The 12,957-nt window shown below is 63.0% G+C and carries 15 protein-coding genes; 9 read left to right on the top strand and 6 right to left on the bottom strand.

The window, feature by feature from the left end; all coding sequences use genetic code 11:
- The 5 genes from E9677_RS09570 (at position 1) to E9677_RS09590 (ending at position 2,578) form a co-directional block, all read left to right on the top strand.
- Positions 1–261, top strand: a complete 261-nt coding sequence (locus tag E9677_RS09570; RefSeq protein WP_136557856.1) for a ribbon-helix-helix domain-containing protein — start codon at positions 1–3, stop codon at positions 259–261.
- Positions 262–266: 5 nt separating this feature from the next.
- Positions 267–599, top strand: coding sequence for a hypothetical protein (locus E9677_RS09575; protein WP_136557857.1), 333 nt, complete (start codon positions 267–269; stop codon positions 597–599).
- A gap of 162 nt (positions 600–761) precedes the next feature.
- Entirely contained in the window at positions 762–1,664 is a 903-nt protein-coding gene (locus E9677_RS09580; protein ID WP_136557858.1) for a cation diffusion facilitator family transporter, read from the top strand.
- Positions 1,665–1,687: 23 nt separating this feature from the next.
- Positions 1,688–2,152 carry a preQ(1) synthase gene (gene queF, locus E9677_RS09585; protein WP_136557859.1) on the top strand — a complete coding sequence of 155 codons (465 nt, stop codon included), beginning with the start codon at positions 1,688–1,690 and terminating at the stop codon, positions 2,150–2,152.
- A gap of 75 nt (positions 2,153–2,227) precedes the next feature.
- The gene (locus E9677_RS09590; protein ID WP_136557860.1) at positions 2,228–2,578 is read left to right on the top strand and encodes a hypothetical protein; all 351 of its coding nucleotides are present in this window, start codon (positions 2,228–2,230) and stop codon (positions 2,576–2,578) included.
- 56 nt (positions 2,579–2,634) lie between these two features.
- On the opposite strand, the gene E9677_RS09595 is transcribed toward E9677_RS09590, so the two are convergent.
- The 4 genes from E9677_RS09595 to E9677_RS09610 form a co-directional block, all read right to left on the bottom strand.
- On the bottom strand, positions 2,635–3,390 hold the full coding sequence (locus E9677_RS09595) for an amino acid ABC transporter ATP-binding protein (protein WP_136557861.1): 756 nt from the start codon (positions 3,388–3,390) through the stop codon (positions 2,635–2,637).
- Positions 3,387–4,067, bottom strand: coding sequence for an ABC transporter permease subunit (locus E9677_RS09600; protein ID WP_136557862.1), 681 nt, complete (start codon positions 4,065–4,067; stop codon positions 3,387–3,389). The genes E9677_RS09595 and E9677_RS09600 overlap by 4 nt, the downstream gene beginning before the upstream one ends.
- A gap of 163 nt (positions 4,068–4,230) precedes the next feature.
- On the bottom strand, positions 4,231–5,004 hold the full coding sequence (locus tag E9677_RS09605) for an amino acid ABC transporter substrate-binding protein (protein WP_136557863.1): 774 nt from the start codon (positions 5,002–5,004) through the stop codon (positions 4,231–4,233).
- 425 nt (positions 5,005–5,429) lie between these two features.
- The gene (locus E9677_RS09610) at positions 5,430–5,930 is read right to left on the bottom strand and encodes a hypothetical protein (RefSeq protein ID WP_136557864.1); all 501 of its coding nucleotides are present in this window, start codon (positions 5,928–5,930) and stop codon (positions 5,430–5,432) included.
- 241 nt (positions 5,931–6,171) lie between these two features.
- Here E9677_RS09610 and E9677_RS09615 point away from each other — a divergent pair, with 241 nt between their 5' ends.
- Both E9677_RS09615 and E9677_RS09620 read left to right on the top strand, forming a co-directional pair.
- Complete coding sequence (locus E9677_RS09615) at positions 6,172–6,855, top strand: glutathione S-transferase family protein (protein WP_136557865.1); 684 nt, start codon at positions 6,172–6,174, stop codon at positions 6,853–6,855.
- Positions 6,856–6,948: 93 nt separating this feature from the next.
- On the top strand, positions 6,949–8,412 hold the full coding sequence (locus E9677_RS09620; RefSeq protein ID WP_136557866.1) for a protein adenylyltransferase SelO: 1,464 nt from the start codon (positions 6,949–6,951) through the stop codon (positions 8,410–8,412).
- Positions 8,413–8,433: 21 nt separating this feature from the next.
- Here the strand turns inward: E9677_RS09620 and E9677_RS09625 are convergent, their stop codons facing one another.
- Positions 8,434–9,321 (bottom strand): SDR family oxidoreductase, encoded by an 888-nt coding sequence (locus E9677_RS09625; RefSeq protein ID WP_136557867.1) that lies wholly within the window; start codon positions 9,319–9,321, stop codon positions 8,434–8,436.
- A 105-nt stretch (positions 9,322–9,426) separates the two neighbouring features.
- Between E9677_RS09625 and E9677_RS09630 the strand changes: the two genes are divergently transcribed.
- Positions 9,427–10,242, top strand: coding sequence for a helix-turn-helix transcriptional regulator (locus E9677_RS09630; protein WP_136557868.1), 816 nt, complete (start codon positions 9,427–9,429; stop codon positions 10,240–10,242).
- Between the two features lie 163 nt (positions 10,243–10,405).
- Positions 10,406–12,238 carry an ABC transporter ATP-binding protein gene (locus E9677_RS09635; protein WP_136557869.1) on the top strand — a complete coding sequence of 611 codons (1,833 nt, stop codon included), beginning with the start codon at positions 10,406–10,408 and terminating at the stop codon, positions 12,236–12,238.
- Positions 12,239–12,323: 85 nt separating this feature from the next.
- Here E9677_RS09635 and E9677_RS09640 read toward each other — a convergent pair whose 3' ends face one another.
- Positions 12,324–12,854, bottom strand: a complete 531-nt coding sequence (locus tag E9677_RS09640) for a DUF992 domain-containing protein (RefSeq protein WP_136557870.1) — start codon at positions 12,852–12,854, stop codon at positions 12,324–12,326.
- Positions 12,855–12,957 lie beyond the last annotated feature (103 nt).

Genomic DNA, 12,957 nt, shown 5'->3' on the forward strand with positions numbered 1-12,957 from the left:
ATGAACAAGGTTGTTCTTACCACCGAAATCGATGCTAGCCTTAACCAGGCGTTGGAAGAGATAGCGCGCTTCGACAACCGTTCTCGGGCCGACCTTGCAGATCAGGCGATCCGCAATCTCGTCGAAGAACGGGTGGCCACGCGCGAACTGCTGCATCACGGCCTAAGTCTCATCGATGCCGGTGATGTAAAGGCGGTCGACAGTGCTGCGATCCATGATTGGCTCCTATCGGACGAGGACGATTTCCCGCAGGGACGCTGAAGGCGATGCGGCTCCGCTACCTGCCGACATCCGAACTCGGCCTACGCTGGATGCGCCACTACTATCGGAGCCACCCGCAACTCGATGTCGTCGCCGCATCTGCCGCCCTTGCCTTGGCTGAGCAAACCATACTGGCCTATCCGGAGAGCGCCGCACGCTTCGAGGATCTCGATCGGGTTAGAGAGTATCACATTCGTGGCACGCCGTTTTCGCTGCTCTATGCGATCACCCCTGACGAGGTCCTTGTCATCGACATTCGAGACGCGCGAGGCCAGAGGAGTGCCGAGATCCTCCGGAAATTCCTGACAGATCTTCGCCCGTCGTTGCCAGATACCTGAATGCGCATCCCCCTGTGCACACACCCAACTCCCGCCTTGACCTCGCCTTAACCCTTCGCCATTACACTGCCGACATCCACACGAACCGCCCGCTTTGCCGGGCGGTTTTGTCGTTTCAGGAATTGCGTCTGCAATTCACTCGCATCTGCAGGGAAGATGGCCATGGCGGCTGAAGAGAACAATCTGGTCCGGCGGATCGCCTTCTGGGGCATACCGCTCGCCTTCGGAGTGATGGGGCTGAAGCTGCTCGCGTGGTGGGTCACGGGGTCGGTCGCGCTTCTGTCGGACGGGCTCGAATCCACCGTCAATGTGATTGCCGCCTTCATCGCCTATTTTGTCATCCGCTACGCGCAGAAACCCGCCGACGACGATCACCCCTACGGCCACCACAAGGCGGAATATCTTTCTGCCGTTCTCGAAGGCGTGCTGATCGTGGTCGCGGCACTGCTCATCATCCGGGAAGCGATCCCGGCACTGCAGGCGCCGACGCTGCCGGAAGCGCCCTTCCTCGGCCTTGCGATCAATGCGCTCGCCGCCGTCATCAACGCCGCCTGGGCCACACTGCTCATCCGGGTGGGGCGCAGCCATCGTTCGCCGGCGCTCTCGGCCGACGGCCAGCACATCATGTCGGATGTCGTCACTTCGATCGGCGTGATCATCGGCCTGTTGCTGGTGCTGGCCACGGGCTATGCCATCCTCGATCCCGTTCTCGCCATCCTGGTCGCCCTCAACATCATCTGGCAGGGCTGGAAGGTCATTTCCCATTCCGTCGCCGGCCTGATGGATGTGGCGGTGTCTCCGGATGAAGCCGAGGCGATCCGCGAGGCGATCAAGCAGAACTCGGAAGGTTCGCTCGGCGTTCATTACCTGCGCTCGCGCCGGGCGGGGGCTGCCACCTTCGTCGCCTTCGATCTCGTGGTGCCGGAGGGCATGACGGTGCGCGACGCGCATGTGATCTGTGACCGGCTGGAAATGGCGGTGCACAAGGCCTTGCCCGGCACCCGCGTCACCATTCATGTCGAGCCGGAAAACGAGATGGCGCATGGCGCCGGCATCGAACTCTGAGACCAGATAAAAGGATCACATCCATGAGCAAGACCGATCCATCAGGGCTGACCCAGCTCGGCCAGAGTGTGGAAGCACCCACCAGCCCCGAAACCGCCGTTCTGGAGCGCGTGCCGAACGGCAATGCCGGCACGGACTATGTCGTCCGCTTCACGGCGCCCGAATTCACTTCGCTCTGCCCGATGACCGGCCAGCCGGATTTCGCCCATATCGTCATCGACTACATTCCCGGCGACTGGCTGGTGGAATCGAAGTCGCTGAAGCTCTTCCTCTTCGCCTTCCGCAATCACGGCGCCTTCCACGAGGATTGCTCGGTCTATATCGCCAAGCGCATCGTCGACCTGCTTGATCCGAAGTGGCTCCGCATCGGTGCATACTGGTACCCGCGGGGCGGCATCCCGATCGACGTCTTCTGGCAGACCGGTGCGCCGCCGGAGAGTGTCTGGCTGCCGGAGCAAGGGGTCGCCACCTATCGCGGACGCGGGTGATCGAATGGCTTCGGGTGACTTCGGTCCCCCGAAGCGCTAGCTTCCGCTCTGCCATCATGGTCCGGAGACCTCCGCATGCCGAAATTTCTTGCCGTCTACACGATGAAGCACGAGGACTTCGCGCGTTTCCGCAATCTGCCCAAGGCTGAGCAGGACGCGATCGACGCCGAGGGCATTCCGAAGTGGATGGAATGGGAGGAGCGCAACGCGGCTGCCATCGTCAATCGTGGCGGGATGGTGGGCAAGACGACGCGTGTCACCAAACAGGGCATTGCCCCGGTGACAAATGCGATCTGCGGCTATCTGCTCGTCGAGGCGGAGACGGCAGAGGCCGCCGCCCGGCTCTTCGAAGACCATCCGCATATCACCGTCTTTCCGGGCGACGGTGTCGACATCATGCCCTTCGTCACCGATCCGCCGGCCTGACATTCAGCACAGGCGCGAAGGACGCTCGCTGCGGAGCGTCCCTCCTTGCAAAGACATCAAAGCGTCTGTGCGGCGCTGATCGAGGAGACGAAGCGCTTCGTGCGCTCGCGTTGCGGATCGCGGAAAATCTGCTCGGCGCTACCGGTTTCGACCACTTGGCCGGCTTCCAGGAATACCACCTGGTTGGCGATCTTCGAGGCGAGCCTCAGATCGTGGGTGGCCATGACCATGGTTGTACCTTCGCTCGCCAGCTTGCCCAGAACCTCCACCACTTCGCCGGCAAGTTCCGGATCGAGCGCCGAGGTCGGCTCGTCGCAGAGCAGCACCTTGGGTGAGGGGGCAAGGGCCCGAGCGATCGCCACGCGCTGCTGCTGGCCGCCGGACAGTTCTGCCGGCCAGGCGTCGATCTTGTGGCCCATGCCGACCTTTTCCAGGAGCTCGATCGCGCGGCCACGCGCTTTCTCGCGCGACCATTTCTGCACGGTGATCAGGCCCTCCATGACATTCTCGATCGCGGTGCGATGCGGGAAGAGCTGGAAATTCTGGAAGACCATGCCGGTTTCGCAGCGGATCTTCTGAATCTCGGCAAAGGGCGCCTTGCGACCGGGTGCAAATTCCACCTTGTGAACGCCGATCTGAACGGCGCCGGATGTCGGCTGCTCGAGCAGGTTGATCGAACGCAGCAGTGTGCTCTTTCCCCCACCCGAGGGGCCGACGAGTGCGGTCACGCTGCCTTCGGGGAAAGCGAGCGAGATATCGTTGAGGATGGTCACCTCGCCGAAGCGCTTGACGATGTTGGACAGCGTGATCATCGGTTGGCCTCCAGCATGCCGCCATAACGGCCGAAACGTGTCTCCAGCCGCGATTGCAGGTGCGACAGGACCGAACTCAGCGCCAGATAGATCAGCGCCGCCTCGATATAGAGGATCAGCGGTTCATAGGTGGTGGCGACGATGCGCTGGGCGGACTGGAAAAGCTCCGGCACGGTGATGGCCGCGGCAAGCGATGTGTCCTTGACCAGCGAGATGAATGTGTTCGACAGCGGCGGCACCGCGACGCGGCTGGCCTGCGGCAGGATGGTGCGGCGCATGGCCTGGCCCCAGGTCATGCCGGTCGAATAGGCGGCTTCCCACTGGCCCTTGGGCACAGAGGAAATCGCCGCACGGATGATTTCGGACGAGTAGGCGCCGACATTCAGCGTGAAACCGATCAGGGCTGCGGAGAATGCGTCGAGCAGGATGCCAACGCTCGGCAAGCCATAGAAGATGACGAAGAGCTGGACGAGCAGCGGTGTGCCCCGGATCACCCACACATAAAAGCGCGCAAGGAGCACCAGGGGCTTCGCCGCGAACAATCGCGTCACTGCGGTCAGCAGGCCAAGGGTGAGACCGAGTGCGAAGGAGAGCAGCGTCAGCGGAATGGTGAACTTCACCCCCGCCCAGAGCAGGGTCGGCAGCGAATCGAGCATCAGTTGGAGCCAGTGCGGCATGGGTGTCGTCCTTGAGAACAGGAACCGAAACGATTTTGCGGCGGGGACGAAAAAGCGCCCCCGCCGCATTGGATAACAAAGCTTTCTTCGCCTCGATCGAAAGGCAAAACCGCTTGCGAGCGGTGGTGAACTCCCATCTTCCCGCTAAAGGGGAGAGTAGCCCTTACTTCGAAACGTCCTGACCGAAATATTTGTCGGCGATCGCCTGATAGGTGCCGTCGGCCTTGATGTCGGCCAGTGCCGTGTTGATGGCGGCCACCAGCTCCGGATCTCCCTTGCGGACGATGATGCCGGAGGCATCGGCTTCAGCCTTCTCCGCGGCAATCTTTACCGGTGCGTCGGGCTTCTGCTTCTTGAAGTCGAGGAAGGAGAGGCTGTCGTTGATCGTCGCATCGGCGCGGCCGGTCAGCACCAGCTGGATCGACTGGTCGAAACCATCGGTGCCGACGAGTTCGGCGCCGGCAGCTTCGGCGATCTTGCCGAAATTGCTCGACAGCGACTGGGCCGATGTCTTGCCTGCAAGGTCTTCGAAGCTCTTGATGTCCTCATTGCCTTCCTTGACCACCAGCACCGCCTTGGAAACGATGTAGGGATCGGAGAAGTCATATTTCTGCTTGCGGGCCTCGGTGATGCCGACCTGGTTGATCACGGCGTCATAGCGGTTGGCATCGAGGCCGGCGATCAGGCCGTCCCACTTGCCTTCGACGAACTCTGCCTTCACGCCCAGCTTGGCGGCGACGGCTTCACCGATCTCAACGTCGAAGCCAACCAGTTTGTTGGATGAGTCATGGAAGGTGAAGGGCGCGTAGGTGCCTTCCGTGCCGATCTTGATCACGCCTGCGGACTTGATCTGGTCGAGGTTCTCGCCGGCCATGGCGGGCACGAGAACGAGCGTCTGGAGGACTGCGGCGGCAGCAAATGTCTTGAGCCAGCTCATGGGTATTCCTTTCATGCGGTCGGCCCGCAGCTCGGGCCCTGTCCTAGGATGCATCTTCATCGCAAATCCAGACGCGCTTGGGATGAGAGAAAAGCGCGAAAATTTTGGGCAAATGAGAAAAAAATACTCAGCTTGCCGCGGTCCTCGCTCTCGTGTCAGCCGTGCCGAGGCCCCAAAACGAGAAAGCCGCCGCGAGTGTTCCGGTTTCGACCGGAGCTCGCGGCGGCTTTGCTGGAGGACGGACGAGCCGTCCGATCCGATCGATCAGCCGAAGGCGATGGCGGCACCACCGACGACGGTGGCGACGCCGAGGACCCACGTCGAATGCCGGGGGTGGGCCCTGGCGTCAGCGGCAGGACGTGACGCTTGGAAGACAGGGGAGAAGGACAGCGGAAGCGAGAAATCCGTTGGCCGAGGTTCTCCGCTCACTTTTCAACACCCAGAACCTCCGCGCAGCGCGACAGGCTGAAGCCGTTGCCGGTGGTGTCATTGCTGGCGCGGATCGTGGAGATCATCCCGCCCTTGTCTGTGTTGATCTGCAATTCGCAGAAGAGTTGTTCGTAGCGACCGGGCGTGATCAGTTCCGGCTCCCAGAAGGGGTCACGGGTGATCACCCGGGTCTGGGTGACCGTCTGGCCCGAGCCGTCCTGGCGAGTTTGCGTCCGCACAACGGTGCGGGCCGGTTCCGGGCGTGAATAGACCGGTGGGATGTAACGCGTCCTGTCGCCGCCGCGCCAGGTGTAGATCTTGCCTGACGATAGCGGGTATTCGTCGATCGGCGGGCCATAGGCCGCAAAGAAGCGCTCGACGGGCTGGCCGATCCAGCGCGACTGCAGTGCGCGGTTTGCGTCTTCGGTCGTCGTGCAGCCGGCGAGCATGACGAGGGGCAAGAGGAGGAGGGCGATCAGTGTTCGGGCGGGGTACATGCTTGTGTCTCGCGGGCATTGCGTGTTGGTGACCGGGCGGCCCCGTCATGTGTCATGGATCGTACTGCCAGCGCATGTCGTCCTGCAAGGCTTGGCCGGGCGCATCGGCGCTCGGCGCACACTCTAATTCGAGGATTTACCTCTCTGGACGCTGGACCGCTCGCGGTTTCCATGGCTCCCTGCCGTTGGAGAAGGCATGCGGCAATTGATGCCGTAAAGTTCGGGAGCCGGGAGGATCGTCATGAAGCTGCACTACAGTCGCAATCCCAATCCCCGGCTGGCCGTTGCCGTCGCCCGCCATCTCGGTTCACCCGTCGATTTCGTCTTTGCATCACCCTTCGCACCCGGGCAGGCGCAGATATACCGACCGCTCAATCCCAGTCTCTCGATCCCGATCCTCGAAGAGGAGGGACGGCGCAGCCTCTGGGAGGCGGATGCGATCGCCTGCCGGCTGTCGCGGTTGTCCGGTCACGATTTCTGGCGCACCGACGAGGACGAGCCGGACATGATCCGCTGGCTGAGCTGGGGCAAGGCAAATTTCCTGCAGGCATGCGACATGGTGCATTTCGAATACGGGACCAAGCAGCGTTACGGGATCGGGCCGGTGGACTTGACCAAGGTGGAGGAGGGGCGTCGAGGCTTCCACCATGCCGCCGCAATTCTTGAGGCCGAGTTTTCCGCGCGCCCCTTTCTGCTGGAAAGCGGGCTGTCCTATGCCGATTTTCGCCTAGCGAGTTTCCTGCCCTATAACGATGTTGCGGGCCTGCCGCTTGCCGAATATCCCGCCTTGTCCGCGTGGAACGACAGGATCGAGGCACTGCCCGCCTGGGCCGATCCCTTTGCCGGTCTCGATGCGCCATTCTTGCCTCCTGTGCCGCTTGCGGTGGAACGGCAGGGCAAAACCGGGCAGGAACCCCTGAGCTGAGCTGCAGTTTAGCTTGTCTCTCCACCTGATGATCCCATATCTGGGGTCGAACCCAACACATGTCCGGCCCTTTGCCGCACAGGGAGTGTCTTCTTGTTTTCTTTCGACAACAGCTATGCCCGCCTGCCGCAGACCTTCCATCGGCCGGCGAGACCCGCCGCCGCTCGCGCGCCCGTGCTCATCCGCTTCAATCAGACACTCGCCCAGGAGCTCGGGCTCGAAGTGGAGGGCGCAAGCGACGCGCGCTTGGCGCAGGTGTTGTCGGGCCAGGTGATCCCTGTCGGCGCCGAACCACTCGCCCAGGCCTATGCCGGCCACCAGTTCGGGCAATTCAATCCGCAGCTCGGTGATGGGCGCGCGCTTCTGCTCGGCGAAGTCATCGACCGTGAGGGCAGGCGCCGCGACATCCAGCTCAAGGGCTCTGGCCCGACCGCCTTCTCGCGCAATGGCGACGGGATGGCGGCTCTCGGCCCGGTGCTTCGTGAATACATCGTGTCGGAAGCCTTTGCAGCGCTCGGCGTGCCCGCAACTCGTGCGCTGGCTGCTGTCGCCACCGGCGAACAGGTGGTGCGCGAGACGATGCTGCCGGGCGCCGTCCTCACCCGCATCGCGGCCAGCCACATCCGTGTCGGCACCTTCCAGTTCTTTGCCGCACAAGGTGACGAAGACGCCGTGCAGACGCTTGCCGATCATGTCATCGACCGGCACTATCCGGCGGCACGCGAGGCGGAGAACCCCTATCTCGCGATGCTGACCCTGGTTGCAGAACGCCAGGCAAGGCTCATTGCCCGATGGCTGTCGATCGGTTTCATCCATGGCGTGATGAACACTGACAACATGGCGATCTCGGGCGAAACCATCGATTTTGGCCCATGCGCCTTCCTCGACGAATATGACCCGCGCAAGGTCTTCTCCTCGATCGACCAGCGCGGCCGCTATGCCTATGCAAACCAGCCCGGCATTGGCCAGTGGAACATTGCGCGGCTCGCCGAATGCCTGCTCCCGCTGCTCGACGCGGACGAAGAAAAGGCACTCGAGGCGGCGAACGGCGTGCTCAAGGCGTTCGGCGATGTCTTCCAAGACGCCTGGCTGATGCAGTTCAAGGCAAAGCTCGGCGTGGCAGGCGAGGAGGAGGACGATCGCCAGCTGGTCAGCGACTTCCTTGAACTGATGCATCAGGGCGAGGCGGATTTCACGCTTACCTTCCGCAGCCTCTCCAAGCTGGCGGGCGGCGCTGCCGTCGAGACATTGACCGATCTGTTCACGGTGTCACCACCCGGTCTGGCCGATTGGCTCACCCGCTGGCACGCCCGGATCGACGACGACCGGACGCCTGCCGAGCGTCAGGCACAGATGGAGGCCGTCAATCCGGCGCTCATTGCCCGCAACCACCGGATCGAGGAGGCGATCGCCGCAGCAATCTACGGCGATTTCTCCTTCTTCCACCGGCTGGTCGAGGCGCTAGCAACCCCTTACGCCGAGGAGCCCGACACCGCCGATTTGCGCGTGCCGCCGACGCCGGATCAGCGGGTAGCGCGGACGTTTTGCGGGACGTGAACGGAAGCGGAGCGTTGCGCGTCAGTCGCGGCGCATCGCCCTGATATCCTCCAGCAATCCGGGGCCTGCCGGCTTCCAGCCAAGCCTGTCCTGCGTGAGGGATGACGATGCCGGCATGTCGAATGTGGCAAAGGCTGCCATCGGTCCCAGATGTTTTTCGGCGTCGTCTGCCGTCACACCCTGCACCGGAAGGCCGAAGCTGTCTCCGATCGCCTCGGCGATGGCGCGCAGGCTGACCCCTTCCTCGTCGACGGCGTGATAGCGCGCGCCACGTTCCGCCCTGTCGATCGCCAAGCGAAACAGCCGGGCGGCATCACTCAGATGGCAGGCCGACCACCGCACTTGTCCATGCCCGACATAGGTCGCGTACCCGCTGCCACGCGCGATATCGACGAGGTAGCTCACCAGACCCTGTCGCCGCCTGTCATGGATCTGCGACAGGCGCACGGTCGACAGGTTCACACCTTTCTGCAGCGGTTCCTGGCCTGCCCGTTCGGAGGCGATGCGCGGGTTTTTGTGGCCGAGGTCGAGCACGTCCTCGCGTGACAGTTCGCCCGGGCCAGCAATGCCCATGCCGATGCCCGAGGTGATGAGCATGGGGCGATCCGAACCGGCGAGCGCCTTGCCAAGCGCTGCAATCGCTGCGGCATCCTTGCGGCAATTGTCCTGGTAGTTCGAGAAATCATGGTCGAAGGCGAGGTGGATTACCGCATCAGCCCGTTCGGCGCCGCGGGTGAGGCTGGCCATGTCCTCCAGTGTACCTTCATGGGCGGTGGCGCCTGCGTTCCAGAGCTTCTCGGCGCCTTCAGCAGAGCGTGTCAGGCCGACAACCTGATGGCCGGCGGCGAGCAATTCCGGAATGAGGGCAGAGCCGATGAAACCCGTGGCCCCGGTGACGAAGATTTGCATGCCTGTATCCTTTTCGTTGAGCGGGGCAAGACATGGCAGATCTGTTATCCTGTTAAAGTAGTGACCTTATCATGGTATAATTTCTCCCAGCCTCAGGATTGACCGATGGCCGCGTCGACACTCGCAATCTTCCTCCGCGACCGTCGGACACGGCTGGATCCGGCAACCTTCGGCTTGTCCGGACGTCGCCGCACGCCCGGCCTTCGGCGCGAAGAGGTGGCGCAGCGCGCCAATATCAGCCCGACCTGGTATACCTGGCTCGAACAGGGGCGCGGCGGCGCGCCCTCGGCCGATGTGCTCAACCGGATCGCCCGGGCCATGCTTTTGACAGAGGCGGAACGCGAGCACCTGTTCATGCTGGGGCTGGGGCGGCCGCCCGAGGCGCGCTACACTTCGGTTGATGGCGTCAGTCCGCGCCTTCAACGGTTCCTCGACAGACTGGACACCTGTCCTGCGATCGTGAAGACTGTCACCTGGGATGTCGTTGCGTGGAACTGCGCCGCCACGATTGTGCTGTCAGACTATGGAAAACTGCCGCCGGGCGAGCGCAACATGCTGCGATACCTGTTTCGCAATCCCGAGCTTCGCGCCAAGCAGCACGACTGGGAGGCCATCGCCCGCTTTTCCATCGCGGCCTTCCGTGCCGATGCCGCGCGGGCCGGAGCCGTCTCGCAGATCGGCGAACTCGTGGAGGAATTGTCCGAGGCGAGCGCCGATTTTCGCCGGATCTGGGCCGAGAACGAAATCAGCGCACCGGGGGAAGGGGCCAAGCGCCTCGCCCATCCGCTTCTCGGCACGATCGATCTCGAATATTCCGCCTTCGCCGTCGATGGCCGGGTCGATCTGAACCTGATGGTCTATACGCCCGTCGATCCAGATGTGGCGGAAAGGATCCGGGAGCTGGTGCAGGATCGGCGCTAGACCTTGCTGGGCGAAGGGGGCGGTCGCGCAGGAATTGCATAACCTCTCGTCGCGAAATTGTCCCATTGGCGGCGTCGAATGCTAGAAGACTATTCTGCATTTCCATTCTTTGAGTCTCCCGGCGTCCCTCGCCGTGGCGGCTGTCCTTTTCAGAGACATTTTCATGCTGCGCTATTTCGAGACCATCATCGTTCCCACCGCCCGCGAAACGCCGGGCGATCCCCCGGAAGGCCTCCTGAACTTCTACTGGTTCTTCATCCGCCAGGCGAAGGGGCTGTTCATTGCGCTTCTTGTCGCGAGCTTGCTCGTCGCGATTGCCGATGCGGCGATCCCTGTCCTGATGGGGCGCCTCGTCGAGGTGCTGACCACAACGCCCAAGGAAGAGGTCTTTGCCGAAGCCTCCGGCCTGATCTTCGGGTTGATCGTTCTGGTCCTCGTCATCCGCCCGCTCGTCACCACGCTGCAGGGCCTCGTGCTCAACCAGTCGATTGCGCCCGGGGTCACCAATATGGTGCGCTGGCAGAGCCACTGGCATGTCATCCGCCAGAACATCTCCTTCTTTCAGAATGATTTCGCCGGCCGCATCGGTTCACGCATTCTCGAAATCGGCCATACGCTCAGAAGCTCCGTCGTCTCGATCATCTCGGTCGTCTGGTATCTCGCGGCGCTTGGCGTCATCACATCAGCCTTTCTCGCGGCTGCCAGCTGGTGGCTGGTGCTGCCGGTGGCGCTATGGACGCTCGCCTATATCGGCTTCCTCATCCTGATCGTGCCGCAGATCCGCCGCGGCTCCAAGGCGATCGCCTATGCGCGATCAGAAATGGTCGGCCGCATCGTCGACAGCTATACCAACATCATGACGGTCAAGCTCTTCGCCCGGCCAGAGGAGGAGGATGCCTTCGTGCGCGAAAGCGTCGACAAGCATACCGGCCGGATGATCACCCAGCATCGCTGGCTGTCGCTCTTCTCCATCGGCCTCGCCATCCTCTCTGGCCTCTTGATCGCCGGCACCACCTGGGTCGCCGTCCGGCTCTGGGTCGATGGCGCCATCGGCATCGATGTGGTCGCCATGGTCCTGCCGATGACGCTGCAGATATCGGGTACGTCGGCGCGCGTGGCGCAGGAAATCACCCAGATCTCCGACCAGGTCGGCACGGTGCACGAGGCGATGGAGACGATCGCCAAGCCGATCGGCCTTACCGACACGCCCGCCGCCCGGCCGCTCGTGGTCACCGAGGGAGCCATCCGGTTCGACAACGTCTCGTTCCACTACGGCCGCAAGGGTGGGATCATCGAAAACCTCTCGCTCGACATCAGACCCGGTGAGCGCATCGGCCTGGTCGGCCGCTCGGGTGCGGGTAAATCGACGCTGATGAACCTGCTCCTGCGCTTCTACGATATCGAATCCGGCCGTATCACCATCGACGGCCAGGACGTGGCGCATACGACGCAGGCGAGCATCCGCCAGCATATTTCGGTCGTGACGCAGGACACCTCGCTTTTGCATCGCTCCATCCACGACAACATCGCCTATGGCCGGCGATCTGCCTCCCGCGCCGAAGTGATCGAGGCGGCACGCCAGGCGCATGCGGTCGAGTTCATCGAGCAGCTCTCCGACTGGAACAACCGTACCGGCTTTGATGCCCATGTCGGCGAGCGCGGCGTCAAACTCTCCGGCGGCCAGCGCCAGCGCATCGCAATCGCCCGCGTCATCCTGAAGAACGCGCCGATCCTGATCCTTGACGAGGCGACCTCGGCACTCGATTCGGAAGTCGAGCAAGCGATCCAGACCAGCCTCGAAGGCCTGATGCAGGACCGCACGGTGATCGCGATTGCCCACCGCCTGTCGACGATCGCCGCCATGGACCGGCTGGTCATCCTCGACAAGGGCCGCATCGTCGAGCAGGGCACGCATGCCGAGTTGTTGGCACTCGGTGGCCATTATGCCGGCCTCTGGGCGCGGCAATCGGGCGGGTTCCTCGAAGCCGAGGGCTGACGCCGACGCTTGCCGTCACGCTCCCGAGCATCAAAAAAGGCGCCCCTTGCGAGGCGCCTTTTCTGTATCCTATTCTTGCTGCCGATCAGATCGACGGCTGCAAGGTCATCGAGGTGCCGGTCGCGGCGATGTTGAGGCCGATCTGGCCGGACACGCTCACAGGCTGCAGGTGGATCGAACCTGACGTACCACCGAAGAGCACATTGGCGCCGATGCCGGCACCGATGGTCGCTTCCGCCGTCGCGCCGCCATAAAGGCCGCCGAGCGAGCCCTTATGGTAACCGGCGGTCGGGGCGAATACGGCCCAGATCACGCGGCTGCGGGTGGTGAAGCCGATGTCGACGCCAAGTTTCTTGATCGAACCGGAATAGGTGTCGAGCGGTTCGCCGTCGATGACCGACGTGAAGGCGCAATCCGCCGTCTTGGCAGAACCGAGCACGTAACCCACGCCACCACCGATCTGGCAGTCGAGGTAACCGATGCGGACGCCACCGACGCGGTCGCTCTCGATGGCGATGGGAGCAGGGGCAGCACCGGTCATGTCGGCGGCGGCGGTGATGCCGGCCGAGGTGAGGACGGGCAGGGCGGCAAGGCTCAGGGTGAGCAGTTTCTTCATGGCAATTCTCCTTCCATGTTCGGCTGCCCGCGGGGAGGGGTGGCCGTTTTCGGCTTCTCGGGCAGCGTGGAACAACGCCTAGCGGCAAAGATTGATCCAACTG

Source organism: Peteryoungia rhizophila (assembly GCF_004912145.1).
Lineage (GTDB): Bacteria > Pseudomonadota > Alphaproteobacteria > Rhizobiales > Rhizobiaceae > Allorhizobium > Allorhizobium rhizophilum.

Bases quoted from the DNA above. Each gene is read 5' to 3' on its own strand.
- E9677_RS09590 (WP_136557860.1), top strand. From the start codon at position 2,228: ATGCCGAAATTTCTTGCCGTCTACACGATGAAGCACGAGGACTTCGCG.
- queF (WP_136557859.1), top strand. From the start codon at position 1,688: ATGAGCAAGACCGATCCATCAGGGCTGACCCAGCTCGGCCAGAGTGTG.
- E9677_RS09625 (WP_136557867.1), bottom strand. From the start codon at position 9,321: ATGCAAATCTTCGTCACCGGGGCCACGGGTTTCATCGGCTCTGCCCTC.
- E9677_RS09580 (WP_136557858.1), top strand. From the start codon at position 762: ATGGCGGCTGAAGAGAACAATCTGGTCCGGCGGATCGCCTTCTGGGGC.
- E9677_RS09615 (WP_136557865.1), top strand. From the start codon at position 6,172: ATGAAGCTGCACTACAGTCGCAATCCCAATCCCCGGCTGGCCGTTGCC.
- E9677_RS09605 (WP_136557863.1), bottom strand. From the start codon at position 5,004: ATGAGCTGGCTCAAGACATTTGCTGCCGCCGCAGTCCTCCAGACGCTC.
- E9677_RS09595 (WP_136557861.1), bottom strand. From the start codon at position 3,390: ATGATCACGCTGTCCAACATCGTCAAGCGCTTCGGCGAGGTGACCATC.
- E9677_RS09630 (WP_136557868.1), top strand. From the start codon at position 9,427: ATGGCCGCGTCGACACTCGCAATCTTCCTCCGCGACCGTCGGACACGG.
- E9677_RS09610 (WP_136557864.1), bottom strand. From the start codon at position 5,930: ATGTACCCCGCCCGAACACTGATCGCCCTCCTCCTCTTGCCCCTCGTC.
- E9677_RS09570 (WP_136557856.1), top strand. From the start codon at position 1: ATGAACAAGGTTGTTCTTACCACCGAAATCGATGCTAGCCTTAACCAG.
- E9677_RS09640 (WP_136557870.1), bottom strand. From the start codon at position 12,854: ATGAAGAAACTGCTCACCCTGAGCCTTGCCGCCCTGCCCGTCCTCACC.
- E9677_RS09600 (WP_136557862.1), bottom strand. From the start codon at position 4,067: ATGCCGCACTGGCTCCAACTGATGCTCGATTCGCTGCCGACCCTGCTC.
- E9677_RS09635 (WP_136557869.1), top strand. From the start codon at position 10,406: ATGCTGCGCTATTTCGAGACCATCATCGTTCCCACCGCCCGCGAAACG.
- E9677_RS09575 (WP_136557857.1), top strand. From the start codon at position 267: ATGCGGCTCCGCTACCTGCCGACATCCGAACTCGGCCTACGCTGGATG.